The sequence below is a fragment of the Psychroserpens sp. genome (assembly GCF_036960315.1).
Classification (GTDB): Bacteria; Bacteroidota; Bacteroidia; order Flavobacteriales; family Flavobacteriaceae; genus Psychroserpens.
The window spans coordinates 783,453-808,268 of record NZ_JBALVR010000001.1 but is presented as its reverse complement, the minus strand read 5'-3'; the positions used below and the strand labels follow the sequence as shown (position 1 = coordinate 808,268).

The 24,816-nt window shown below is 33.2% G+C and carries 27 protein-coding genes; 10 read left to right on the top strand and 17 right to left on the bottom strand.

Annotated elements, in window-relative coordinates:
• Positions 1-70: 70 nt before the first annotated feature.
• The 4 genes from V7719_RS03605 to V7719_RS03590 form a co-directional block, all read right to left on the bottom strand.
• Positions 71-1,342 (bottom strand): DUF2851 family protein, encoded by a 1,272-nt coding sequence (locus V7719_RS03605; protein ID WP_335728489.1) that lies wholly within the window; start codon positions 1,340-1,342, stop codon positions 71-73.
• 84 nt (positions 1,343-1,426) lie between these two features.
• Complete coding sequence (gene lipB / locus V7719_RS03600) at positions 1,427-2,125, bottom strand: lipoyl(octanoyl) transferase LipB (RefSeq protein WP_335728488.1); 699 nt, start codon at positions 2,123-2,125, stop codon at positions 1,427-1,429.
• 5 nt (positions 2,126-2,130) lie between these two features.
• Entirely contained in the window at positions 2,131-2,919 is a 789-nt protein-coding gene (locus V7719_RS03595; RefSeq protein WP_335728487.1) for a hypothetical protein, read from the bottom strand.
• 38 nt (positions 2,920-2,957) lie between these two features.
• Positions 2,958-3,116, bottom strand: coding sequence for a YqaE/Pmp3 family membrane protein (locus V7719_RS03590; RefSeq protein ID WP_335728486.1), 159 nt, complete (start codon positions 3,114-3,116; stop codon positions 2,958-2,960).
• A gap of 86 nt (positions 3,117-3,202) precedes the next feature.
• Between V7719_RS03590 and V7719_RS03585 the strand changes: the two genes are divergently transcribed.
• The 7 genes from V7719_RS03585 (at position 3,203) to V7719_RS03555 (ending at position 12,471) form a co-directional block, all read left to right on the top strand.
• Positions 3,203-4,264, top strand: a complete 1,062-nt coding sequence (locus V7719_RS03585; RefSeq protein ID WP_335728485.1) for a helix-turn-helix domain-containing protein — start codon at positions 3,203-3,205, stop codon at positions 4,262-4,264.
• 110 nt (positions 4,265-4,374) lie between these two features.
• Entirely contained in the window at positions 4,375-4,782 is a 408-nt protein-coding gene (locus tag V7719_RS03580) for a DUF1573 domain-containing protein (protein WP_335728484.1), read from the top strand.
• A gap of 216 nt (positions 4,783-4,998) precedes the next feature.
• Positions 4,999-5,889, top strand: coding sequence for a hypothetical protein (locus tag V7719_RS03575; protein ID WP_335728483.1), 891 nt, complete (start codon positions 4,999-5,001; stop codon positions 5,887-5,889).
• Between the two features lie 103 nt (positions 5,890-5,992).
• The gene (lysS, locus tag V7719_RS03570; protein ID WP_335728482.1) at positions 5,993-7,684 is read left to right on the top strand and encodes a lysine--tRNA ligase; all 1,692 of its coding nucleotides are present in this window, start codon (positions 5,993-5,995) and stop codon (positions 7,682-7,684) included.
• Between the two features lie 174 nt (positions 7,685-7,858).
• Positions 7,859-9,109 (top strand): hypothetical protein, encoded by a 1,251-nt coding sequence (locus V7719_RS03565; protein ID WP_335728481.1) that lies wholly within the window; start codon positions 7,859-7,861, stop codon positions 9,107-9,109.
• Between the two features lie 149 nt (positions 9,110-9,258).
• Positions 9,259-11,751, top strand: a complete 2,493-nt coding sequence (locus V7719_RS03560) for a zinc-dependent metalloprotease (RefSeq protein ID WP_335728480.1) — start codon at positions 9,259-9,261, stop codon at positions 11,749-11,751.
• A 96-nt stretch (positions 11,752-11,847) separates the two neighbouring features.
• On the top strand, positions 11,848-12,471 hold the full coding sequence (locus V7719_RS03555) for an RDD family protein (RefSeq protein WP_335728479.1): 624 nt from the start codon (positions 11,848-11,850) through the stop codon (positions 12,469-12,471).
• 6 nt (positions 12,472-12,477) lie between these two features.
• On the opposite strand, the gene V7719_RS03550 is transcribed toward V7719_RS03555, so the two are convergent.
• The 10 genes from V7719_RS03550 to V7719_RS03505 form a co-directional block, all read right to left on the bottom strand.
• A complete protein-coding gene (locus V7719_RS03550) occupies positions 12,478-13,224 on the bottom strand; it encodes an alpha/beta hydrolase (protein ID WP_335728478.1) in 747 nt (248 codons plus the stop codon).
• Between the two features lie 34 nt (positions 13,225-13,258).
• A complete protein-coding gene (locus tag V7719_RS03545) occupies positions 13,259-14,137 on the bottom strand; it encodes an alpha/beta hydrolase (RefSeq protein ID WP_335728477.1) in 879 nt (292 codons plus the stop codon).
• Positions 14,138-14,191: 54 nt separating this feature from the next.
• The gene (locus V7719_RS03540) at positions 14,192-14,746 is read right to left on the bottom strand and encodes a GDYXXLXY domain-containing protein (protein ID WP_335728476.1); all 555 of its coding nucleotides are present in this window, start codon (positions 14,744-14,746) and stop codon (positions 14,192-14,194) included.
• Between the two features lie 3 nt (positions 14,747-14,749).
• Positions 14,750-16,036, bottom strand: a complete 1,287-nt coding sequence (locus V7719_RS03535) for a DUF2157 domain-containing protein (protein WP_335728475.1) — start codon at positions 16,034-16,036, stop codon at positions 14,750-14,752.
• A 6-nt stretch (positions 16,037-16,042) separates the two neighbouring features.
• Positions 16,043-16,738, bottom strand: coding sequence for a CPBP family intramembrane glutamic endopeptidase (locus tag V7719_RS03530; RefSeq protein WP_335728474.1), 696 nt, complete (start codon positions 16,736-16,738; stop codon positions 16,043-16,045).
• A gap of 5 nt (positions 16,739-16,743) precedes the next feature.
• The gene (locus tag V7719_RS03525; RefSeq protein WP_335728473.1) at positions 16,744-17,040 is read right to left on the bottom strand and encodes a hypothetical protein; all 297 of its coding nucleotides are present in this window, start codon (positions 17,038-17,040) and stop codon (positions 16,744-16,746) included.
• Positions 17,041-17,120: 80 nt separating this feature from the next.
• A complete protein-coding gene (locus V7719_RS03520) occupies positions 17,121-17,603 on the bottom strand; it encodes a hypothetical protein (protein ID WP_335728472.1) in 483 nt (160 codons plus the stop codon).
• Between the two features lie 34 nt (positions 17,604-17,637).
• On the bottom strand, positions 17,638-18,417 hold the full coding sequence (locus V7719_RS03515) for a ceramidase domain-containing protein (protein WP_335728471.1): 780 nt from the start codon (positions 18,415-18,417) through the stop codon (positions 17,638-17,640).
• A 9-nt stretch (positions 18,418-18,426) separates the two neighbouring features.
• A complete protein-coding gene (locus tag V7719_RS03510) occupies positions 18,427-18,894 on the bottom strand; it encodes a hypothetical protein (protein ID WP_335728470.1) in 468 nt (155 codons plus the stop codon).
• Between the two features lies 1 nt (position 18,895).
• Positions 18,896-19,054 (bottom strand): hypothetical protein, encoded by a 159-nt coding sequence (locus tag V7719_RS03505; RefSeq protein WP_335728469.1) that lies wholly within the window; start codon positions 19,052-19,054, stop codon positions 18,896-18,898.
• A gap of 151 nt (positions 19,055-19,205) precedes the next feature.
• On the opposite strand from V7719_RS03505, the gene V7719_RS03500 reads away from it, so the two are divergent.
• The 3 genes from V7719_RS03500 to V7719_RS03490 all read left to right on the top strand — a co-directional run bounded on the left by V7719_RS03500 (position 19,206) and on the right by V7719_RS03490 (position 21,718).
• Complete coding sequence (locus tag V7719_RS03500) at positions 19,206-20,717, top strand: hypothetical protein (protein WP_335728468.1); 1,512 nt, start codon at positions 19,206-19,208, stop codon at positions 20,715-20,717.
• 95 nt (positions 20,718-20,812) lie between these two features.
• Entirely contained in the window at positions 20,813-21,271 is a 459-nt protein-coding gene (locus V7719_RS03495) for a hypothetical protein (RefSeq protein ID WP_335728467.1), read from the top strand.
• Positions 21,272-21,388: 117 nt separating this feature from the next.
• Positions 21,389-21,718: a hypothetical protein gene (locus V7719_RS03490; RefSeq protein WP_335728466.1), complete on the top strand. Its 330-nt coding sequence runs from the start codon at positions 21,389-21,391 to the stop codon at positions 21,716-21,718.
• Positions 21,719-21,771: 53 nt separating this feature from the next.
• Here the strand turns inward: V7719_RS03490 and hemL are convergent, their stop codons facing one another.
• The 3 genes from hemL to V7719_RS03475 are packed head-to-tail and all read right to left on the bottom strand — an operon-like array spanning position 21,772 to position 24,756.
• Positions 21,772-23,058: a glutamate-1-semialdehyde 2,1-aminomutase gene (gene hemL, locus V7719_RS03485; protein WP_335728465.1), complete on the bottom strand. Its 1,287-nt coding sequence runs from the start codon at positions 23,056-23,058 to the stop codon at positions 21,772-21,774.
• A gap of 1 nt (position 23,059) precedes the next feature.
• Positions 23,060-23,860, bottom strand: coding sequence for a glucosaminidase domain-containing protein (locus V7719_RS03480; protein ID WP_335728464.1), 801 nt, complete (start codon positions 23,858-23,860; stop codon positions 23,060-23,062).
• A gap of 5 nt (positions 23,861-23,865) precedes the next feature.
• Positions 23,866-24,756 (bottom strand): 1-aminocyclopropane-1-carboxylate deaminase/D-cysteine desulfhydrase, encoded by an 891-nt coding sequence (locus tag V7719_RS03475; RefSeq protein WP_335728463.1) that lies wholly within the window; start codon positions 24,754-24,756, stop codon positions 23,866-23,868.
• Between the last annotated feature and the right edge of the window lie 60 nt (positions 24,757-24,816).

Sequence of the window (24,816 nt, the reverse complement as noted above, 5' to 3'; positions counted from 1 at the left end):
ATAAATCAACTTCGCTCAGGATAGGCTTATAACCTTTGATGCAAGTTGAATTCACACCGCAAGTTAAAATTTATTTGATTAAAAGAGAATTTCCAACTGCACATTTTAAACATCTATTTTTATCGCAATATTTGCTTTTAAGTTGGATAAGTGCTTGTGATTCTAAAGCAGATTCTGAACGATACTTTAATTGATTAAAACCTTTTACGATTGTATTCTTTTCTGAAGCTATTGAACTTATTAGGCTTAAGATGATTTCGTCAATAGATTGTCCATTCATCTTACCATAGCAAAACTTTAGGGGTAGAATGGTGTTTATAAGCAGTAAATCAATAAAAGGTTTCGTCGTTTTTTTTACAGATGACTTAGAAGACTTACCAAAGGTGTAATGGCTTTCCCAAAATGCCGAGGTTGACACTTCAAAAAGCGCATAAAAATCTGAAACCTTATGCATAGCTATCACCTTGGAAAACAATTGTTGTTCTCGATGATAAAGATTTGCCAATTGTGATAGTCTTATCGTTGGAAAATTTGGTGGCCGTAATCTAAAAAACTGCAAGGGTAAAACACCTTGATTTTCTAATTGAAATTTCTGTTTTAAAAACACGTATTCCTCTTCAAGCTGAAAGTAGTACAAATTGTCACACTCCTTATCTAACAATCCCGATTGTCCGAATAACAAGGCTTCAAGTGTTTCAGCTTTTAGTCTTGATTTTCTCAAAACAGAGAAATCGAAGGAATTAGCCAAACTAAAAAACGAATCTGCATTGACTTTAAGTCCGAAATTTTTCGCCAACAGCTTAAATAAAACAGCTTCCCAATCGTTGTATGAGGATTTTAGTAAGCTTTCAACGGTTTCCGACTTTCGTTCCAAACGCTCAATGTACAGGCGTTCGAGCCAATTTTTCAGCATAAATTCAGAAACGTTAGGAAAATCCTGTTCGCAATTTATCCATTTCCTTTTTGCTGAAAACAGTTTGTGATAATTATCAAGCAACCCGTTATCGATATGCCTTTTGAGTTCTAGTGTTGGAATAATCGTATTATCTTTTCTGAATATTTCGGTATCATGCTCATAAACGACATGTAAAATAACATTATCATAAGCAGGGTCTTGTTCGTGATTGTGAAGAAACCAATTACTAGACTTGATATGAATCTCTATATTGTCAGCCCAAAGTTGCCCTCCAATACGCAACTTACCATTGAAAAAATCTGGACCGCTATGGAAATTTAAAATTCCTCCTGATATGATTTCCAATGGTTCATGTTGCGTAGTTTCTAATTGGAGAACATTAATTTTTTTGTGTTGCCATATGTAATGAAGAAATTCTTCTTTCATATTCAAATATATAGAAAATTTTCTATATATAACAAAAAAGAAATGACATTATTCTTTAGAAATACTAATTAAAGAAATATAGGGCTATACAAACTCAGCCTCAAACATTGCTTTAAAATGCTTTAAAAGTTTTGATTTTAGTTGATTTTCATCAACGGTTTGAACACCCAATTCGACATGTAAAGATGTGACCGCTTTTCCTCGAATTCCACATGGAATAATATTATCAAAATACCCTAAATCGGCATTGACATTAAGTGCAAATCCATGCATGGTAACCCAACGACTCGCTCGAACTCCCAAAGCGCATATTTTGCGAGCAAAAGGTGTTCCAACATCTAACCAGACTCCTGTTTCTCCAGGACTTCGTTCGGTTTTTAAACCATACTCTGCTAGAGTCAGAATAATAACTTCTTCTAAAAAACGCAGGTATTTATGAATATCGGTAAAGAAATTATCCAAGTCCAAAATAGGATAACCTACAATTTGTCCTGGACCATGATAGGTAATATCTCCGCCTCTATTTATTTTGTAGAACGTAGCACCTTTTTGGGTCAATTGTTCTTCAGATAAAAGTAAATTCGACATATCGCCACTTTTACCTAAAGTATACACATGAGGATGCTCTACAAACAGAAAATAATTATCTGTTTCTAATCCAGCATCCTCACGCCTATTTTTGATTTTAGTATCTAGAATTCCTTTAAAAATTTGCTCTTGGTAATCCCAAGTTTCTTTAAAGTCTTTAGTTCCTAGATCTTCAAGTTTTATATTTTTATTCAAAAGCTTTAGTCTTCTAATATCACATCTAAAGTCATCATCTCTGGTGACTTCATCATTTCAATAAAGTTCATTGTCAGTGTAACCGTCTTCCCATCTTTGCTTATCTCGGCATTATCATTAGTAACCGATTTTACCGTTTTTGGAAAGTTGTATACCAGCGTATAGCTCATAGATTCAAACATATCTTTTGCCTCTCCCATTTGAGTAATCTCTTTGTTTAGAGATTCAAGGTCATCAGTAGATTGTTCATAATCGGCTTTAAGGCTTCTTGAGAAGGTTTTACCATCATATGAAAAATCGATATACTTAAACATATTCTCAGATGCTTTAGCAACTTCACTCTCTCCCATTTTTGCCATACTTTGGTCATTTTTAGAATTAAATGATTTTGCCTCATCAATTTTTTCTAATGCTTCAGGAAGATCTGCTAGACTTTTAAATGTAGAACCAACACCAATACTAAAAACACCTTTGTCTTCATCCATTTTCATTTTCATGACAATATCTTCCAATGACTTAATACGATCTTGTTCTTCTTGAGGAAGTTTTGCAATGCTATCTGCCTTGTCTACCAACAAATCTTTAAAGTAAAGCACACTATCCACTTTCACCTTCTCTTTACCTTCTTTAGTTTCACCACCTCCCATTTCTTCATTCATAGTTTTCATAACCTGGCTCATATCATAACTCACTATAAACTCTCCAGAACCATCTTCATTAAATGTGATTTCTTCGGTAAAGTTGCAACTGGATAATAAAAAAAGACTTGCGATTACAAATAAATAACGTTTCATTATAAAATATAATTGAATTAGAAACACAAAGATACAATTTATCTATCAGGATTATTGAGAATTACCAAGGCAGCAATTACGCCTGGAACCCAACCGCAAATCCATAATATAAAGACAATTAAAACTGACCCGCAACCTTTTCCAATGACAGATAAAGGCGGAAAAATGATAGCCAGAACGACTCTCCAAAAACTCATAGTGTATATTTTGATGATTGATGTATTTATAGGACGCTAACTTTGTTTATTTGTTACATTTCAATAAATTATAGTAGTTTAGTGCTATGAGAAACTTATTGTACATCATTGCTTTTTTGTGCTTCGGAAATTATGCCTTTGCACAACACCTATTTAAAGGTTATATAGACAATGAGCGTTGGCAAAATGAAGTGTACTTATCAGTGATTGAAGATTACCGAACGCTTGAAGGCATTAATGACGAACAAATTATAACAAAGGTAACAACTGATGCTAATGGTTTTTTTCAGTTTACAAGAAACCAATTAGACACAGCACAAAAAATTTATAAGCTACACGTCGACAACTGCTCATCATTTAACCAAGGGAGTAATCATTTTGAAGGCCATTGCACTGATAGTAATGCTATTTTATTTATAGCAAAAAGCACAGACACCATTACATTTCCACTATCATTTGATGCAGAGATGTTTTGTGATGTAGTGTCTACCAATCCTAGAACGGCATCCTTTATAAAAGTTGATTCATTAAAAGAAGAAATGAAGTTTGCTTACTCTGAATTTAGAAGCAAAGCTAACCGACAATTAAACAATAAGAAATGGTTTAAAATGCTTCAAGATTTTGGTCAAGATCTCAACGAACCGCTTGCCGAACTCTATATCTATTCCTTTTTATCAGAGAGGAGCAATCAATTTCATAATTACTATCTCGAAGATCTCAAAAAAAATCCATATTACGATGAATTATTAGAGCGCTTACAAGACAACTATCCAAATTCATCTTATGCCAGACAGTATGAAGCAGAGTTGACTTCAGATAAATTTATTGTGTCATCTTCTTCGGAAAAGGAATCGGGTTTTAATTGGACTTATTTAGTCATTGGCTTATTAATTGCCTCGGCTTTATTGAACCTTTGGTTTGTCTTTTCAGCAAAAAGAAGAAAGACTAAGCAACATTCGGAAGCTAAAGAACAACTCACCAAACAAGAGCAAAATGTACTAGATCTTTTGTTAGGAGATAACACAAACAAGGACATAGCCGAAGCTCTTTTTGTGAGCGTTAGCACTGTAAAAACACACATTAATAACGTCTACAAGAAACTTAATGTGAGTTCGAGAGAAGAATTAAAGTCCCTGTTTTCCAATTAGTTATAAAATTCAACCTAGGTACTAGTACTCATTTCCACCCTTATTCTTACAAATTTCACATTGATAACCTTGATGTTTGCTTTCATATTAATCATTTAAAAATATCAATTATGAAACGAGCATTAAACATTGCAATCCTGTTAATCTTAGCGCTAAGCTTTTTTAACGCAGCACCTACCGAATTTGACAAATACGACACAAAAGTCGCTGTGATCAAATTTAAAACTGAAGTAGTTGATTACGGAACTATAACTCAAAACTCTGATGGCACAAGACTCTTTACATTTACTAATATAGGTGATGCGCCTTTATTAATCACAAAGGTAAAAACCAGTTGTGGTTGTACAGTACCAAGCTATTCTAAAGCAGCTATTATGCCAGGTGAATCAGGAGAACTAAGCATTAAGTACGATACTAAAAGACTTGGAGCTTTTACTAAGACTGTAACGGTAACCTCTAACGCCGAAGGCGGCAACAAAATCCTAAAAATTAAAGGGAATATTATCGCTTCGAAGTAAAACTTCTTATTTATCAGCACTGTCACAATGAGCATTACTGAGATGAAAATATATTTTCATTGAAAGTACATTACGCGGCAATACGAAATGCATTAAGAGTTAAATTCAAAATTTCTCAACTTACTGTGTTAGGTAACTTCGTTAAAAAATATTTCGAACTCGTTAATGCTCAAAAGTGCAGACTATTTACTTCTAACGAATCCCAAAATCATCACAATGAAAACGAACATTACAACCATCATAATCACACTAGTTCTTGCCATACAAATAAATGCACAAACTCTAAATCAAGAAATTATAAAAGATGGAGATACACCATATTTGCTCGGCAAAATTGACAAAAGCGGTTTAAAAGGTGACAATTACACCTCATGGTTTTCAAAAAACTATGAGGATTATGAGGTAGATGAAGCAACTATCATGGCCCTAGAATTAAACTTAAAAGAATATCAAATTACTTTATTTATGGGAACTTGGTGTGGCGACAGTAAACAAGAAGTCCCTCGCTTTTATAAAATTTTAGAAGCTTGCAATTTCCCTTTAGATCAACTTACTGTCATTGCATTAAGCAGTAAACCTTATATGTATAAACAGAGTCCTAACCACGAAGAAGTAGGCTTAAATATCCATCGCGTTCCAACTTTTATTTTTTATAAGGACAGAAAGGAAGTCAATCGTATTGTTGAGCACCCTGTTGAGACTTTAGAAAAAGATATGCTTAAAATTGTAACCACAAATGACTATGAATCTAATTATCAAATTGTCACTAAAGTCAATAGAATACTCAAAGAAGATGGATTAAACGGATTAAAAAAACAAAGCAAGAAGTTAACTAAAACCTTTGATGGAAAAGTAGCTAGCATGTTTGAACTAAATACTTACGGTCGCATTTTATATTCAACAAACAGAAGCGAAGAAGCAATAGAAGTGTTTAAACTAAACACAAACCTGTTTCCTGATAATCCTAGAACCTATATGAGTTTAGCAAATACATTAGGGATAAATGGACATTCAAAAAAAGCTATAGTCGTTATCGAAAAAGCCATCAAGTTATTTCCAGACAACAAAGACTTAGTAGAAAATCTAGAGACTTTAAAAACGAGATAAAACAAACTTCAGTTAAATATCCGATAGGTTTATAAAACCTAGTGGTTTTTTGCACTAATTATTGTAAATAATGTAATTTTGCACATCTAAAAATAGATTTAGCATGCAGCTTTCAGAACAAGAATTAGTAAGACGCGATAAACTCGCAAAATTAAGAGCCTTAGGCATTAACCCTTATCCTGCAGATTTATATCCTGTAAATCATACATCCAAACAGATTAAAGACATGTTTGAAGATGGTAAAAAGGTTATTATTGCTGGTCGATTAATGTCTCGTCGTATTCAAGGAAGTGCAAGTTTTGCAGAGTTACAAGATAGTGCTGGAAGAATACAAGTGTATTTCAATAGAGACGAAATCTGTACAGGTGAAGATAAAAGCAAGTACAACGATGTGTATAAGAAGCTTTTAGATATCGGTGATTTTATTGGTATTGAAGGCGAACTCTTTACCACCAAAGTTGGTGAAAAAACAGTCATGGTAAAAGGCTTCACATTATTAAGTAAGTCGCTAAAACCTTTGCCTTTACCAAAAACTGATAGCGAAGGCAACACCTTTGATGAGTTTAACGATCCTGAATTACGCTACAGACAACGTTATGCCGATTTGGTTGTAAATCCGCATGTTAAAGAAGTATTTGTAAAACGCACAAAGTTGTTCAATGCGATGCGTGAGTTTTTTAATAATTCAGGGTATTTCGAAGTTGAGACACCAATACTACAGCCTATTCCTGGTGGTGCAGCAGCAAGACCTTTTATGACGCATCATAATAGTTTAGATATTCCATTGTATATGAGAATTGCAAATGAGCTGTACTTAAAACGACTTATTGTTGGTGGTTTTGATGGTGTATATGAGTTCTCTAAAAACTTCAGAAATGAAGGCATGGACAGAACGCATAATCCAGAATTTACAGCCATGGAAATCTATGTATCATACAAAGATTACAACTGGATGATGGCCTTTTGCGAACGTCTTTTAGAGCATTGCGCAATGGCAGTTAACGGAACCACAGAAGCTACTTTTGGTGAACATAAGATTGATTTCAAAGCACCTTATGCTCGTATAACCATGGCAGATTCTATAAAGCATTTTACTGGGTTTGACATCACTGGCAAAACTGAAGATGAAATTAGACAAGCTGCAAAAGACCTAGGTGTCGAAGTCGACAACACCATGGGTAAAGGAAAATTAATTGATGAGATTTTTGGCGAGAAATGCGAAGGCAATTACATCCAACCAACATTCATTACAGATTACCCAAAGGAGATGAGCCCTTTATGTAAAGAGCATCGTGATAATCCAGAATTAACAGAGCGTTTTGAATTGATGGTCTGCGGAAAAGAGGTTGCCAATGCCTATTCGGAGTTGAATGATCCAATTGACCAACGCGAACGATTTGAACACCAACTGAAATTAGCTGCTAAAGGTGATGATGAAGCTACTGAATTTATAGATCACGACTTCCTAAGAGCTTTAGAATATGGAATGCCACCAACTTCAGGAATGGGAATAGGAATGGATCGTTTAATCATGTTCTTAACGAATAATCAATCGATACAAGAAGTGTTATTCTTCCCACAAATGCGACCAGAACGAAAGCAAGTTGAAATGAGTGAAGAGGAAAAAACGGTATTTAATTTACTGAAATCTAATTCGCCAATCAACCTCAATGAACTTAAAACTCAATCTGGATTAAGCAATAAAAAATGGGATAAGGCGATTAAAGGCTTAACTAGCAAAACAATTGCTAAGGTGGTGAAGACTGATGACGGATTGTTTGTTGAAGTGATTTAATAAAGCATCATGCCTTGCTTATCTCAGAATTAGTATTAAATCAAAAATAATTTTGAATTAATCTAAATTGCTTTATTTCAAGGGTTAAAACGAACTTCACATCGAAATAATGTTTGGTTAAAAAAGATTTTTATTACATTCGCTACTAGCTATAAATCTGAAAAAAACACCCAAATGTTTAAAAAGACCTGTCTACTACTCTTATTCGTAAGTGTTATCTTTTCTTGTAACAATGATGATGATCTTGTTGCAGCTTGCGATAACGTGACCAATGTGTCATCAAATTCAATTACTAATAATTCTGCAACCATTACTTGGGACGCATCTAATGCAACAGCATTATATACTTTAGAGTATGGTGTTTCCGGATTTGCCCTAGGCAGTGGAACGATAATTTCAGAATCTGATGCAGATGCTCAGCTTTTAGAGCTAACAGCCAACACAACTTATCAAGTCTATATTCAAACCATTTGTAGCACCAATAATGTGAGTATGTATACTGATGTCTACAGCTTTACAACTTTAGCGCCAAATGTAATTCCGGAGTTTAGGACTAATATGTCTGAAATGAATCTATTCGTAGGTGATCTTGGAGATTTACAAATTACACCTTATGCTTTCGAATATGATTTAAATACACGATTGTTTTCAGATTATGCCCATAAACAACGTTTTATGGTTTTACCTGAAGGTGAAACATTAACCTATGATGGTGAAGGTTTACCCCTTTTTCCAAATAACTCCCTAATTGCAAAAACATTCTATTACAATAACAACGAAACCGATTTATCTTCAGGAAAGAATATTATTGAAACAAGAATACTTATCAAAATTGATGGGTCATGGGAAACTGGAGATTACAGATGGAATGACGCTCAAACTGATGCTGTTTTAGATTTAGATGGTGGTATTGTTCCAGTGACTTGGATTGATGCTGAAGGTGAATCTAACTCTATTGATTATGAAATCCCTTCTGATACAGATTGTTTAACATGCCATAGTACGTTTGGCGAAAAAACACCTATCGGACCAAAGCTAAGAACACTAAACTTTAGTGTTGAAGGCACGAATCAATTACAACAGTTAATTGATAGTAATCTTCTTGACGGACTTACAGATCCAACAACAGTAAGCGTATTACCAAATTGGGATGATGATAGTAATACTAGAGAAGAACGCGCTAGAGCTTACTTTGATGTTAATTGTGCACATTGTCATATAGAAGGTGGGTTTTGCGAAGAACAATCGACCTTAAGATTATCTTTTGAAACAGCATTTGATGACACAAATATCTTCCAAAGAAAAAATAGTATCCTAACTAGAATACAAAGCACAATACCAGAATACGGAATGCCATATATAGGCACTACAATTCTTCATGATGAAGGGGTTGCTTTTCTTATGGCATATCTGGAGTCTCTCTAATAACAAATCTATATAAAAACAAAAAGAACCACTTGATAGTGGTTCTTTTTGTTTTTAGCCGTTATTTTTAAGTTAAAATAGTCTTAACCTTATTCATCACAGAATTAGAATTCTTATTTTAGAAGACTAACTCAAAAAACCCAACCACATTGAAACACTATTCTATCAAACTACTACTTGTAGTTTCAGTTTTCTTTGTTGCTGTATCATGTTCAACAGCAAAAAAAGCAAGTAAAGCAAAAGCAGCCGCCTCAGCTGTAAAACCACCAGCAAAAAAACCTGGAAAAAATGACATTAAGCCTTATAAAAAGGTCATTACTAAAGACGCAAAAACCGATCCAGGTTTGTTTGCCGTTCATAAAGTAGAAGATAAATACTTCTATGAAATACCAGACTCGCTTTTCAATAGAGAAATGCTTATGGTGACTCGTATTTCTAAAACCGCTTCAGGACTTAATTTTGGTGGAGAAAAATTGAGCGAGCAAGTGCTTCGCTGGGAAAGAAAAGATAAGAAAGTTTTGTTACGTATGGTATCTCACCAAGTCGTTGCTGCAGATTCTTTACCTATTCATGAAGCCGTTATTAATTCTAATTTTGAACCAGTAATAGCTACATTTTTTATTAAGGCATTTAGTAAAGATTCACTAAATACTGTAATCGATGTAACCGATTTATTTTCTAAAGATGTTAAGCCTCTTGGGTTTCCCCAACGCAGACGACAACAGTATCGAATTACACGATTGGATGGCCAATTGTCTTATATAGAAAGTCTTAAATCTTACCCAACAAATATTGAATCTCGTACAGTAAAAACCTATTCTGCAGGAAGACCTCCTTCAAATTCAAATACAGGAGCGATTTCGTTAGAAATCAACAACTCCATGATTCTTCTTCCAAAAGTACCAATGAAGCGTCGTATGTTTGATCAACGTGTTGGATGGTTTACAAGTGGACAAACTGATTATGGTTTAACAGCTCAAAAAAGCAAACGAACCACTTATTTAAATCGCTGGAAGCTAGAGGTAAGAGATGAAGACATCGAGAAATTTAAAAGAGGTGAGTTAGTTGTTCCTAAGAAACAAATCATCTATTATGTTGATAGAGCAACACCAGACCAATGGAAAAAATACATCAAACAAGGGATCGAAGATTGGCAAGTTGCTTTTGAAGCTGCTGGTTTTAAAGATGCCATTATAGCTAAAGACCCTCCAACTCGAGAAGAAGATCCAGAATGGTCTGCAGATGATGCACGTTACTCTGTTGTGCGTTATTTAGCATCATCAGTTCAAAATGCAATGGGTCCGCACGTAAATGATCCGCGCTCTGGTGAAATATTAGAAAGTGATATTTACTGGTACCACAATATAATGACCTTATTACGCAACTGGTTCTTTATACAAACTTCTGCTATTAATCCAGATGCACGTAGTGTCGCTTTTGAAGACGAAGTTATGGGACGTTTAATTCGTTTTGTATCGGCTCACGAAGTTGGGCATACATTAGGCTTACCACATAATATGGGAAGTAGCACTGCTTATCCAGTTGAAAAATTACGTGATGCAGAGTTCACTCAAAAATATGGTACGGCTCCATCCATTATGGATTATGCTCGTTTTAACTATGTTGCGCAACCAGGTGATGAAGGCGTATCTCTCATGCCAAATATTGGAATTTATGACAAATATGCTATTGCATGGGGATATAGACCAATTTTAGATGCTAAAACAGAGAAAGATGAGAAGAAAACATTGGATAGCTGGATTTTAAAGCACGCTGGTGACCCAATGTACAGATTTGGAAGACAGCAACGTGGTGTTATCGATCCAAGTTCACAAACTGAAGATTTAGGTGATGATGCCGTTTTAGCTAGTGACTACGGAATTAAAAACTTAAAGCGCATCGTTCCAAATTTAATTGAGTGGACTGCTGAAGACGGTAAAGACTATCGTGATTTACAGACTATGTATAGTCAAGTACTTGGACAATTTAGCAGATATATGGGACATGTTGGTTCCAACATTGGTGGTGTTTACGAAAACTATAAAACGTACGATCAAGAAGGCGCTGTTTACACACATGTTGCTAAAGATTATCAGAAAAAAGCAATGAACTTCATTCAAGATCAATTATTTACGACTCCTACTTGGATCTTAGATGAAAATATCTTCAATAAAATTGAAAATTCAGGTAGCGTAGAACGCTTAAGAAGTTTACAAACTAGAACTTTAAATGCCATGCTAGATTTTGGTAGAATGGCTCGTATGCTGGAAAACGAAACACTTAATAGTACTGATGCTTATGGCATGTATGACATGATGAAAGATTTACGTCGTGGATTATTTAGTGAATTACGTACAGGTAAGAAAATTGATATCTACAGAAGAAATCTTCAACGCGCTTATATTGAGCGAATGGAGTTTATTATGACTAATGAACAAACTTCTAATATCCCACCACAATTCAGACGTTTGTTTGGTGGTACTCAAGTTAATGTAAGTCAATCTGATATTAGAGCTGTTGTAAGAGCAGAATTAAAATCATTACGTAGTTCTTTAAGAACTGCTGGTGGTGGAGACGCAATGAGCAGAATACATATAGCAGATGCTATTGAGCGCGTAAATACTATTTTAGATCCTAAATAGGGAATTATTTTAGACCTAGTGTAAAGCAAAAAAGCTTCAGAGTAATCTGGAGCTTTTTCTATTTTAGTTTATATCTTTATCCGATAGTTTTAAGCAATGAAAATCACACACACAAAATATCCAGAACATAACTTAGCCAACGAAACTGAACGTGGTGAAAATTTAGGTATCGATTTTATTTTATCTTCTATTTTAGGCATTTTAGTAGTATCTATTATTTACATAATAACACCTTATGCAAATCTTGGTTTTGAAGAATACTTAAAAGGTTTTGGTGTTTATTTATCTGTTAGATTTGTGTATTATTTTGGCTTTGAATTACTATACAGTAGAACTCCAGGGAAATTTCAAACACAAACAAAAGTCGTCAATAAAGATGGTGTCAAACCCAATATTTTTCAATTACTCATAAGAAACATTAGTAGATTTATTAGTGTGTTTTCTGGAATTTCAGATGATGAAAGAGCTATTCATGATACGATATCAAATACGTTTGTTATTCAAGACAGTAAACTCAAAAGGATAGCATCTAGACAGACCATGATATTGTTATTCAATTTATTGTTAGGTGTTTTTTGGATTTACTTTTTCACTAAGAAATCTGGTAAATCATCTGCAGAATTGGCATTGCTAATTGCCTTAATCCTTGCAACAATTTATGCATTAATAGTTGGAATTAGAAGAATTGGATCTAAAGTGAATATAAAAAAATACAGATAAAAAATCTTAGAGAATCTTATTAATTCCGTTGACATAGTCTTCAAAGTCAATCAAATCATTATGATTTCCACCCTCAATGGTAATAAACGTTGTTGTGTCATTTGGAGCAATTACTTTTAATTTTTCTGCGGAAGAATAAGGCACTATACCATCATCGGTTCCATGGAACATAGTAATTGGACATTTCACATTCACTACAAATTCATTTGAAGGAAATTTATATTTCAGCAATGTCGATACCGGAAAAAATGGAAATCGATGTTTTGCCACATCCAAAATACTGAAATATGGTGTTTCCAAAATGAGCTGTTTCGGATTATTTTTTGAAGCAAGACATGTAGAAATTCCAGTTCCTAATGAACGTCCATAAATGGTAATTTCATTTTCAGAATATTGTTTCAGCAAATAATCATAACAATACTGAGCATCGTCATAAAATGCTTTCTCACTTAACTTACCTTTACTTTTTCCGTAGGTACGATAATCCATAATCAACACATCATAACCTTTAGTCACAAAATATTCAGCAATTTTACCCCAACGACTCAAGTCACCTGCATTTCCGTGAAAATATAGAATAACACCTTTTGGGTTTTCTGTTTTGAAATGAATGGCATTAATCGACACATCTTCTGCAGGTTTCAAAAACAACTCTTCAAAAGGAGTTACAAATTCATATTGATAATCCAGAGATAAAACTGTTGGGAAAAATAATAATTTTTCTTGTAAAAAGTATAGTGATGCGCTTATCATAACATATAGAATCAAAAGTACCTTAAGTACTTTTTTAAGCCTTTGTTTTAGTTGGTTTTGAGGAATGGATGACATTGATACTTGTGGTTTCTAAATCGATGGTTTTGGGTGTTTTGTTTAAAATATCGTCCAACATACTATGGTAGGACTCAAAATTATTTAAGTCTTTGTGTCCGCCGCCAATAACGGTATGTAGTATAGTTAATTTCGGATTAACCTTAGACAATTTTATACTCGATTTAAACGGAATTAGTTTATCATGCGTCCCATGAATGATATGAATTGGACATTGCACATATTTTAACCATTTATATGTTGGCAGTGGATATTTCATTAGTAAAGATAACGGCATAAATGGTGCATAACGTGCAGTCACTTTTGTTAAACTGTAATAAGGTGCATCTAAGACAAGCATTTTAGGATGATTCATTGATGCTAGTTTTGCAGCAAACCCAGAACCGAGTGATCTTCCGTAAAGAATGATGCGATCTTCAGTAGTTTGCTCCTTCAATTTATTATAAACCAATTGTAAATCGCGCTTTATCGCTTTCTGAGAGCGTCTGCCTGTACTTTTTCCGAAGCCTCGATAATCAACCATCAATACATTATAACCATGTCTTGTAAAATCTACAGCAAACTTCCCCCAACCTTTAATGCTTTTAGAATTTCCTTTGAGATATAAAACGACACCTTTACTTTCTCCCTTCGGAAAAAATCGCAAACCATTAATAGTAGCACCATCGCGAGTTTCGAGATTATACTCTTTAGTTTCCTGATTTTCGTAATCAAACTGAAAATCGGCAGGCAACTTTTCAGGCTTAAACAACATATAGTCTTGCAAATAGTACAACGCGATACTAATGGCAATATATATAACAAGAACAAGAATAACTATAGATAACCAATATGGCATATTGAGGGTTTTACTGTAACAAGATAAGGAAAAATAATAATGAACTATAAATTACTACTCCTCAACAAATGTTGCAATTGGTATCTCATTGATAAATACATTATTCAATACAGCTTCACCATCCCTAACATATATTAAAGCATAGGTATTATTAGGGAGCGAATCACGTTGCGCTTTTCTATGAGCTACTTCTGCATTATAAGCCTTACTTTCTTCCATATAAAACTCATTAAATTGAAATGAAAACTGCAAAGTCCTTTCATCAGTAGCATACCAGTCTACTTTTGCTTTTACAAAATCTCCTGTTTTAGGTACTTCTAAGCTAGCTGAAGTCGCCCTAACAAAACCCAAATTATCATTAGCTATTGAAATGTATACCTCTTGATTTCTCACCCAATTCTTGTCTTCTGCTTTCACCCTGTCGACCTCATAATTTAGAAAAATATATTTCCCTTTGAAAGGATCTGAAGGATCTACAGGTTCGGTTTTAAATTTATAAGCGGTTCCAGATTCTAAAATAGATTCTCTATTAAAAATCATTTGCGCAGGTATAGCAATTTGAGCAACTGCTAATATGATGAACAAAATAAATATATGTGTGCGTTTCATTACTTAATTCTTTAATGATTTAACTTTTAATTTCTGTTTTTTAAACATAATGTAATTGGTTAAAAAGAAGCCTAAACCAACAAACACAAATAACAAACCTCTAATTACAAAACTCATATTGGTGTCAAAGAATCTACAGGTTACCAAGGCTGTTATGATTAGGAGTCCGTAATTTAACACGCCAAAATGAAATTTATCTGCTCCAATTTTAATAGTTGTGATTCCTAAAGCCAAAACAATCAAATTAACAGTTATAGTCCCAACAACAGGAATATTTAATCCTAGAATATAAAGCGCTGAGAATAGAATAAATAGGTATTGAAACAAATTAAACAGTTTCAACCATTTTTTAGAATATGAATAAGCCAAAATTCCTAAATTGGCAATAAAAAGAAATGTCGAAATATAAGTTTCTTGGGCATTTAAGAAGAAACGTTCCATATCCCAAAAGCCATCAAAACTCATCGTTAATACCATAATTACAATTCCTAAAGAGCCGAAAATCAAAAAGCCATTTCGTCGCAATTTTTGATCATCAAAAAACGGAATCTTGCCAATATTATAGAACAAACTAAACAGTAGGAGATACATTAAAAACCCTAACTCGGATAAGTCATTTACAAAGGTTCCTAAAACGATAGTAAAACTTATTGGAATCAACCAATTAAATATGGAAGTAATATTTGCAACTTTATGATATTTAAGCAATCTATAATAATGAGGAACAACTAAAGCCATCAATGCGAGATACAACCATGGCGTCTCGTTAATTGTGTAATAACTGTAACCAACTTCCACAGCGTAATAAGTGATGAAAATGACATTCAATATCGCAACAGCATTTGACTTTAGCAGATATATTAAAGGTAAGCTCAAAACAATCCAAGTCAATACATAAGTACTAAGATTGCCAGGAATATTATATATCTGACTTACAAGTGCAATACTAGATCCAATAGCAAAAAACAGAAATGTTCCTGAAGCTTCTTTCCAAGCGACGCTTTTCTTTTTCAGAATTGAAAACCCAACAAAACACTGACCAATCACCAAGGGCAAAAAGGCAAAAATAGTTTTTGTCGTTCTTGCAAAATTATCCCAATTATGTGCTAGAATAAGAATGATTCCTAAACCAACTAATAGTGATCCTAAAACACCAAAAACGGCGAATAACCTATTAGGCGTATTTTCCTGTTTGGAGAGATAATACTGTTCGATTTTTGAAGCAATTTCCTGAGAAATCACATCATTTGTGACTAAATCAGGTAATTCTTTAACAAGTTTTGAGATCATAACAAATTAATTTAAAAAATTTAAAAACACATCCGCAAATGGGTCTTGATTAACAACGGTATAATAAAACAAAGCGCCTAACCAACCATGGAATAAACCCAACACATAAAGGTTTTTAGATTTCAGATAAATATAGCCATAAAATAAGGCTAAAATAAACGTACCAATTAATAACCAAACTGATGGATAATGCACTAATGAAAACAAAATAGACGTGATAAAAATGACACTCCTTTTTTTGAGTTTTACCGATTTTAATGTGCTTAAATTTCCAGCTACCAAACCAATAGTAAGAAACTGTTGAACCGTTCCCCAAATGGGATACGTGATGAGTAATGGTAAAATGTGCCATGTTGGATTAAGTGTCCCTTGAATGTATCCAATACCTATAAACGAAACAATTGAAATCACAGCAAAAGGCAGTATTAATCGTAAAACCGATTTAAAATTATCACGTCTAAATCCCCAATCTCTTAAAACTTGGCTGTCTTTTTTATAGCGATATCGCACATATACCGACCACAATAAAATTGCAACAATAACGAATGGCAATCGCCAATTGAGGTAATCCATAAAGATAAATTTCCCAATTCCTGTGAGTGCAACTGCCAGAATTTCGAGCAGTCTCACTTTATCTGAAATTGGTCTTGTCAAATTAACATTCGAGTAGTCTATTAAATATTTGGTGAGTTTTGGTTTCATAATATTTAACTTAAAAAGAAACTAGACCAAGTAATAGACATGGATGCTAACAGCATAACAACAGACAAAAATGAATAACTTAGAACATTATAAGATTCCTTTATCAAACCTTTAAAAGCTAATACTAATAATACAGGCTGAATCAATAAAAAAGGTATAGTCAATAACTCTTGAAATACGCCAATCAAAGCAAAAGTTGATTTAAAATACACAGTATTAAAGTATAGCATCAAGAAAAAGAGTGAGGTGATCATGCTTCCGTATAGAACAAGCTTTTTGGCATTTATAGAATTAGTATTCATGATATTTCGGTATTAAAAATTAAGATTTAAAACCCTTCAGGCGTTAAACACCTGAAAGGTTTTGGGTTACTAACTAACCATCAAAATAAAAAAATCATATAGACGATAATTCCTTCGGCGATTCCTGTGATGATACTCATTCCTAAAATATCTTTGATCTTACTTCTTAAGAAAAACACAGTACTCAATATGGCCATAATGGCTGCTAATAAAATCTCCAAAGCACCAATTTGCGACAATAGATAAGTAACATATGTAAACGCAGCTGTTATAGCCACAGTAATAAGACAGAATTTGATAATTTCATCTTTTGTGTAATTCCCTTCTTTAAAGCCTTGACGTAAATCTCTAAGAATGGATAAAATAAATAGTAGAGGGACAACTGATAAAAATGGTGCAAAAATGACTTTAATCCCTTTTACAATGGTTAAATCATAGTAGAGGAAAAATGCAATAGCCGTAAAGGCTAATAAAGCGGTTACAATTATAGATTGAAATGTAAATAACAATTCCCTTTTGTTAGAATTGGTTCTCGGTTTCGGAGGTTGAACAATTGGGTTCATAATTTTAAATTTTTGATGATTTATTAATTTTGATTTAAATAGTTTTAACTGAATTTTTCTTTTTTAATGCACTATTTTTTTCTTCTCTGGGTATTCTGTTTTTATAATAAACATATAACGCAAACAAACCAATTGCAGAAATTATATGCTTTAATGAATGTCCACTTATCTTAAAAATAGCATAAGCTTGAGCATCAAAATATTCAAGTAGTTTAGCTACTATATAAGCCAATAGTAAAAACCAATAACCGCTCACAGAACTGTACTTCGACTCAAAACAAACAAGAATAATAGGCATTATGATAATAGGACAAAACTGTATTAAAACATAAGGCCTTAGATCATTTTTTAGCAACCAATATATTACTGATGCTAATCCTAAAACCAATAATGGAAGCAGTATTTTTCTACCAATTTTATCGTTCACGTTTTCGCTAATTAGTATAGAAAACAAGGCCATAAAAGCGACTGTCATCGGGAGTCTATCCCAAACCAATGTGTCATTGTTTGGGTTTAAATGATAATAACTTGATCCAATAGACACTAATAAAATACCAATAAATAATATGGAGTATTGAATATGTAACTTGGTGAAAAGATTCAACTTCATCAATCCCAACAGACCCACTATAAAAAAAGGAACATTGGATACTACATTCCAAAAATTAGAGATATCGAAGTGCTTTTTTGAATCTATAAAATCATGGTACTGCAAGCTCTGTTCTATCGGTGGATAACTAAACACAATACACAACAAAGCGACTATAATTATTACTATCAACACCTCTCCTAGTTGTTCTAATCTTGTCTTCATTACTTTTTGTTATTGAGTTAAAAAAAACACATGTATCGCTAATGAAAGTAGAACACCACTTAATATTCCATTGACTCTCAAATTATTATACAAAATGTAATTTAGCACATAGCTACTTATGGTTGTGGAGTTGATGAGATGTGCAAAAATGAGATGATCCTCTAGTTTCTCACCTGTAAGCCATTCTATAAATTGCATACTCCCAACACCAATAATAACACTCACTACTAGCAATATGGTTGCTGGTTTTTGGTTTTTCAGCTTGTATTCATCTGTATTTTGCGGCAAAAAATGTTCTATTAACACAAAGCGCACAAAAAACAGCATGGGGATTGGGAATAAAATGGATGCAATGATTTTTATCACATCCTTTAAGGTTTTGATTTCGTCATATCCCAAAAACACTAAATAAATAAACACAACTACCGAAATCCCAGTAGTAATAATAAATGCGTTATTTAATTTTTTAAGTTGCATTTTAAAAACCGATAAGATTAGCACTCCCTAGTGTTCGACTTGTCAATTGGTCTATACAATGGTTGTAACTTTCTATAACCTCATATTGAATCTGTTTTGAAAACACAACAATTGCACTGATGGCAACTATAAAGAGGGTGATTTTAATAGTCTGTCGCATAACATTTTGTTTTGTTGATTACCCGACAAATGTGCGACAGTTTGTTGTGTTTAGAAACACATATTTTTCTAATAACTGACGATTAAATCTTTAATACTATCTTATTAAATACTATATTTACTATTAATATCATTAATTAACTGACGATTAAATGACTGATCTAAATGCCATTGTTTCAACATTTTCTTCGGAAGACGAGCAACGTTTTATCAATTACTTGGATAAAAAGAACAAACGGAATGACACCAAGAACATTGAACTATTTAAACTTTTGAAAGCGGACGAACTCACATCAAAAGAAATCTGTCAGAACATATATAACAGCAACAACAAAGATGCCTACCATGCATTGAGAAAGCGCTTATACCAATCACTCATTGATTTTATTGCCAATAATAATCTAGAGGAAGAAAATTCTATAGATATGCAAATCATCAAGTATATATTAGCATCAAGAACTTTTCTTATTCATAAAAAGCCAAAAATTGCATATCAAATTCTAGATAAAGCTGAAAACTTAGCGCAAGAACACTATCTGTTTCCTATACTAAATGAAATATATCACACCAAGATTCAGTATGCCTATATGAATCCTTCCGTAGACATCAATGACTTAATTGGCAAATTTAGAAATAATCAAAAGCAGCATTTTATAGAAGAAGAACTGAATATGGTCTACGCTAAAATTAGACAAACCCTTAGCGATATGACTTACAAAGGAAAAGTACTTGATTTTAACACGATTCTAAGCAATACTTTAAAAGAGCATAATATTGACATTTCAGAATCTTTATCCTTTAAATCATTATATCAACTTATTGGCATTGTTAGTTTATCAGCTTTAGTCACCAACGATTATTTAAAAATTGAGCCTTTTTTAATTGATACGTATAAGAGGATTCAAAATCACAAAACCAAAGGCAATCAATTGGTACATCACATCAAAGTGGTTTATATGATTGCGAATACCTTATTCAGAAACAAGAAATTTCACGAGTCGTTAGAATATCTTGATATCATGAATACGTTAATGCTTCAGCAGCGAAAAAAATACCATTCAACTTTTAAACTGAAATATGCCTTATTAACTGCACTTAACCACAATTATATTAATAAACAGGAAGATGCCATTTCAATTCTAGAATCGGTGAAGCAAACCAAGCATACAGATATAGAGTCATTGTTGGATATACATTTAGGTTTAGTTATGTTTTATATTCAAAAAGCGGATTTTAAAAATGCAAAAACCATTTTTTCTAAATTCTACCATACCGACAAATACTACATTGAAAAAGCTGGCAAAGAATGGATTATCAAAAAGAATCTAGCAGAAATCATACTGTACATTGAACTCGGTGAATTTAATTTAGCTGAATCCAGATTGCTAAGTTTTAAGCGTTCATACTTCAACTATTTAAAGCAAATTAACCAAGTACGTGTTATTACATTTATAAAACTGGTCGAGTCCTATTTCAAAAATCCAGAGCAAGTGAATTCAGGAAAATTTAAAGACAAAGTAGAGAATGCCTTTACTTGGGTTGATGAAAAACAGGAAGATATTTTTGTGATGAGTTTTTATGCCTGGTTAAAAAGTAAAATGGAAAATAAGTCACTTTACCAAACCACATTAGCATTAGTAAGAAAAGCGCAAAATGTTAATTAGAGGTTAAAATTAATTAACCAATTAAACCAAATAGAATTAGATAAGTCAAAAGGGAAATCAATTAAAAACAATCCAATATTTAATTTAAGAACATTATGAAAAAATTAATTTTAATCACATTAGCATTTGTAACATTACAAGCCGTTGCACAAGACAAAAGAAAAGGTCACATAAAAGATGACAAGCAAAGTAGAGAAATGATTAAAGACCTTTCTGCCGAAGAGATTGCAACCTTAGGTTCAAAAAAGATGACTTTAGCATTAGATTTATCTAAAAAGCAGCAAGCTCAAGTCAAAGAAATACTTTTAGAACAAGCGACCACAAGAAAACAGAAAATGGAAGAGCGCAAAAAGAAAGTCGAAAAAGAAGATGCAAAAAAACCATCAAAGGAAGAACGCGTTAAGATGATGAATGTACGACTAGATGATAAAATTGCTATAAAGCAAAAAATGAAAACCATTTTAACTGCAGAACAATATAAGAAATTCGAAAAAATGAGCGCTAAGCGTAATCGTAAACACGAAGGAAAACAAAGAAAAAAAGGAAAGCGATAATTTGAGTAGATTTAGATAGTTTTTGTTAATTAGCATCGATTTTTAGTGTCGATGCTTTTTTTTATCGTAAAAAACCTTAATTTTAAATCCTGTAGAACTATTTACAATAAAAAGACAATGAAAAAAATAATTACACTTTGCTTTTTTGCGATGGCACTAATCTTTAGTACTCAAAACGCAACAGCACAAAATACATTAGAAATTAGTAAGGTAGCATCAGCGAAAACTAAAGAACTAAGAAAGACCCTTAAGTTTGATAAAGAAAAAATGGATGTTGTTTTCAGAGCTTACCAAGACTATGGAAAAGCTTACAAAAAGATAAGCAAGAACCTTGAAGGGAATAAAGACCGCTTAGACAAAATAAATAGAGTCTTAGACGAAAAATTAAAAACGATATTAACAGAAGAGCAATTCGATAGGTATCTAGAATTCGATAGCGAACTCTAATTGTTTAAATTATAGCATAAAAAAAGCGACTTGAAAAAGTCGCTTTTTTTATGCTATAAAGTTTGAGCTACTTTCTCTACAGCTCTTATGGTCTCGTCTAAATCATCATAGGTAAGCGCATCTGTGATAAACCAAGTTTCAAATGCACTTGGAGCAATATAGATACCCTCGTTTAACATACCGTGGAAAAAGGATTTAAATCTATCATTATTCCCATTTGCTGCAGTATCAAAATCAGCTACCTCTTCTCCTGAAAAGTGAATAGATATCATCGAACCTTTCCTATTAATAGTATGTGTTATATGATGTGTGTTTAACACTTCTGCACAACCCTTATGAAGGTATTCTGTTTTTTCTGCTAATCTATCAAACAATGATTTATCATTATTAATTGCTGTTAACATTGCCAAACCAGCTGCCATTGCCAAAGGATTCCCACTTAAAGTTCCTGCCTGATACACTTTTCCTAAAGGTGCTAAATGGTTCATAATCTCATTTCTAGCTGCAAATGCACCAACAGGCAAACCTCCACCTATTACTTTTCCGAAGCAAACAATATCACAACCGACATCGTATAACTCCTGCGCTCCACCTTTAGCGAGTCTGAAACCTGTCATAACCTCATCAAAAACGAGTAGTATATCATTCTCATCACATAAGCTTCTCAATTGCTGTAAGAAATCACCTTTAGGCGGTATACAACCCATATTCCCTGCAACGGGCTCAATAATAATACAAGCAATTTCACCTTTATTGACATTAATTAATGCTTTTACATTTTCAATATCATTATAAGTGGCCAACAAAGTGTCTTTTGCTGTTCCCTCTGTAACACCAGGACTATTTGGACTACCAAATGTCACGGCTCCACTCCCAGCTTGTATTAAAAATGCATCACTATGACCATGATAACATCCTGCAAATTTTATAATCTTTTCTTTCCCAGTATAACCTCTAGCCAAACGGACAGCACTCATACAAGCCTCGGTTCCAGAATTCACAAATCGAATCTTATCTATATTTGGAACCATTGCTACTGCCAACTCTGCAATTTGAGTTTCAATTTCAGTGGGCATTCCAAAGGAAGTTCCCTGTTTTGCCCTTTCAATAACAGCATCTACAACAGGTTGATACGCATGACCAAGCAACATTGGGCCCCAGGAATTTATGTAATCGATAAATCGATTATCATCTTCATCATATACATAAGCACCTTTAGCAGATTTCGCAAAGATTGGTGTTCCTCCAACAGCTTTAAAAGCTCTAACAGGTGAATTCACACCTCCAGGAATAACATTTTGAGCTTCTTTAAATAACGCACTACTACGTAGATATAACATACTAATTTGATTTAATAATAAGGAGTTGACCTAATGAAATCTCATTGGTCTCAAGATCGTTTAGACGTTTAAGTTCTTCAACGGTTGTATTATATTTTTTTGACAAGGCATATAACGTATCCCCTTTTTCTACGACATGTTTAATAGACACCTCTTCAATAGAGGATTGATTACCCAAAACCATATCATCATACTTATAAAGTTCATAACGTTCAATTAAGCTAATCAATTTTTGAGGATATTTTCGATCTGTTGCATAGCCAGCAGCTCTTAGACCTTTTGCCCATCCTTTATAATCATTGGTTCTTAACTTAAATAGTTTGGCATACCGATTTCTGCCAGTTAAAAATTCTGAATGATCTTCAAAAGAAGAATAAGCATGGGTGTATTTTCTGAAACACTCTTGTGATTTATCATCGTCATGATATATTTTTTCCCCTTTCCATCCATGACATTTAATTCCGAAATGATTATTGGCTTCAACCGATAGTCGGCCTCTACCAGAACCAGACTCCAAAATACCTTGAGCTAAAGTGATGCTTGCTGGAATCTTAGACTTTCGCATTTCATCCTGCGCGATGGCATTATATTTCAATATGTAAATTTCGATGGAACTTAAAGAAGACGTCTTAGGGATATCTGGCGTTTCAGGTGTTGTTTTTGGCTCAGTAGTAGTTTTTGGTTTAACTATAACTTGTTCAGTCCTTTTTAGATTTTTACCCTTTTTAGTAACAATCTTTTTTTTTGAACCACAACTAAAAGCGATAAAACCTATAAGTAGTACGAAATATATTTTTCTCATAAAATTTAAACGATTAAAGGCTTTTTTTGTTGTTTCAATTTCTGATTCATCCCTTCAATACCTTGTAATCCTCCTGTATGGATTGCTAAAATTTTGGAATGCTTCGGAAAAAAGCCTTTTTCAATTAAGTCGTAAATACCAAACATCATTTTCCCTGTGTAAATAGGGTCTAAAGGAATCTTATGTAATCGCTTAAAGGTATTGATAAACGTCACTAATTCACTATTGATTTTTGCATAACCGCCAAAATGATAGTCGGTAATTAACTCCCAATTTTTATTGGTTACAAATTTAGCAATTTCTTCTCGTAAAAAATCACCTTTTAACGCAGGAAAACCAAGAATTTTTTGATGGGGTAACGCTGAATTTATCAAGCCAGAAATCGTGCCTCCAGTACCAACAGCACAACAAATAAAATCGTAAACTTCATCTGTCTTGGTTAATATTTCTTCACAACCTTTTACTGCTAATGCATTAGTACCACCTTCAGGAATCAAATAAAAATCTCCAAATTCGTTTTGTAACTCTAAGATGAATTCATCAGTTGCTTTAATCCTATAATTCTCTCTTGAAATAAACTTCAGGGTCATTCCGCAGGCTTCAGCAAAACTTAAGGTTGGATTTGATTCAATCTTTGAAGCCAATTCTTCTCCCCTTATAATTCCGATAGTTTTAAAACCAAATTCTTTGCCTGCAGAGGCAACTGCAGCTATATGATTTGAAAAAGCACCTCCAAAAGAAATCAAGGTATTTTCCCCAAATGCTTTTGCTTCTGTAAGATTATACTTCAGTTTACGATATTTATTACCAGAAATATAAGGATGTATTAAATACTCTGGCTTGATATCAACCTGATTATCAACACTCAAATTCCCCTTGTCTTCAAATTTTAACATTTAATCGAATATAGCATCTACTGACGGATAAAACAAGTTAAAAAAACTATCTTTATACTA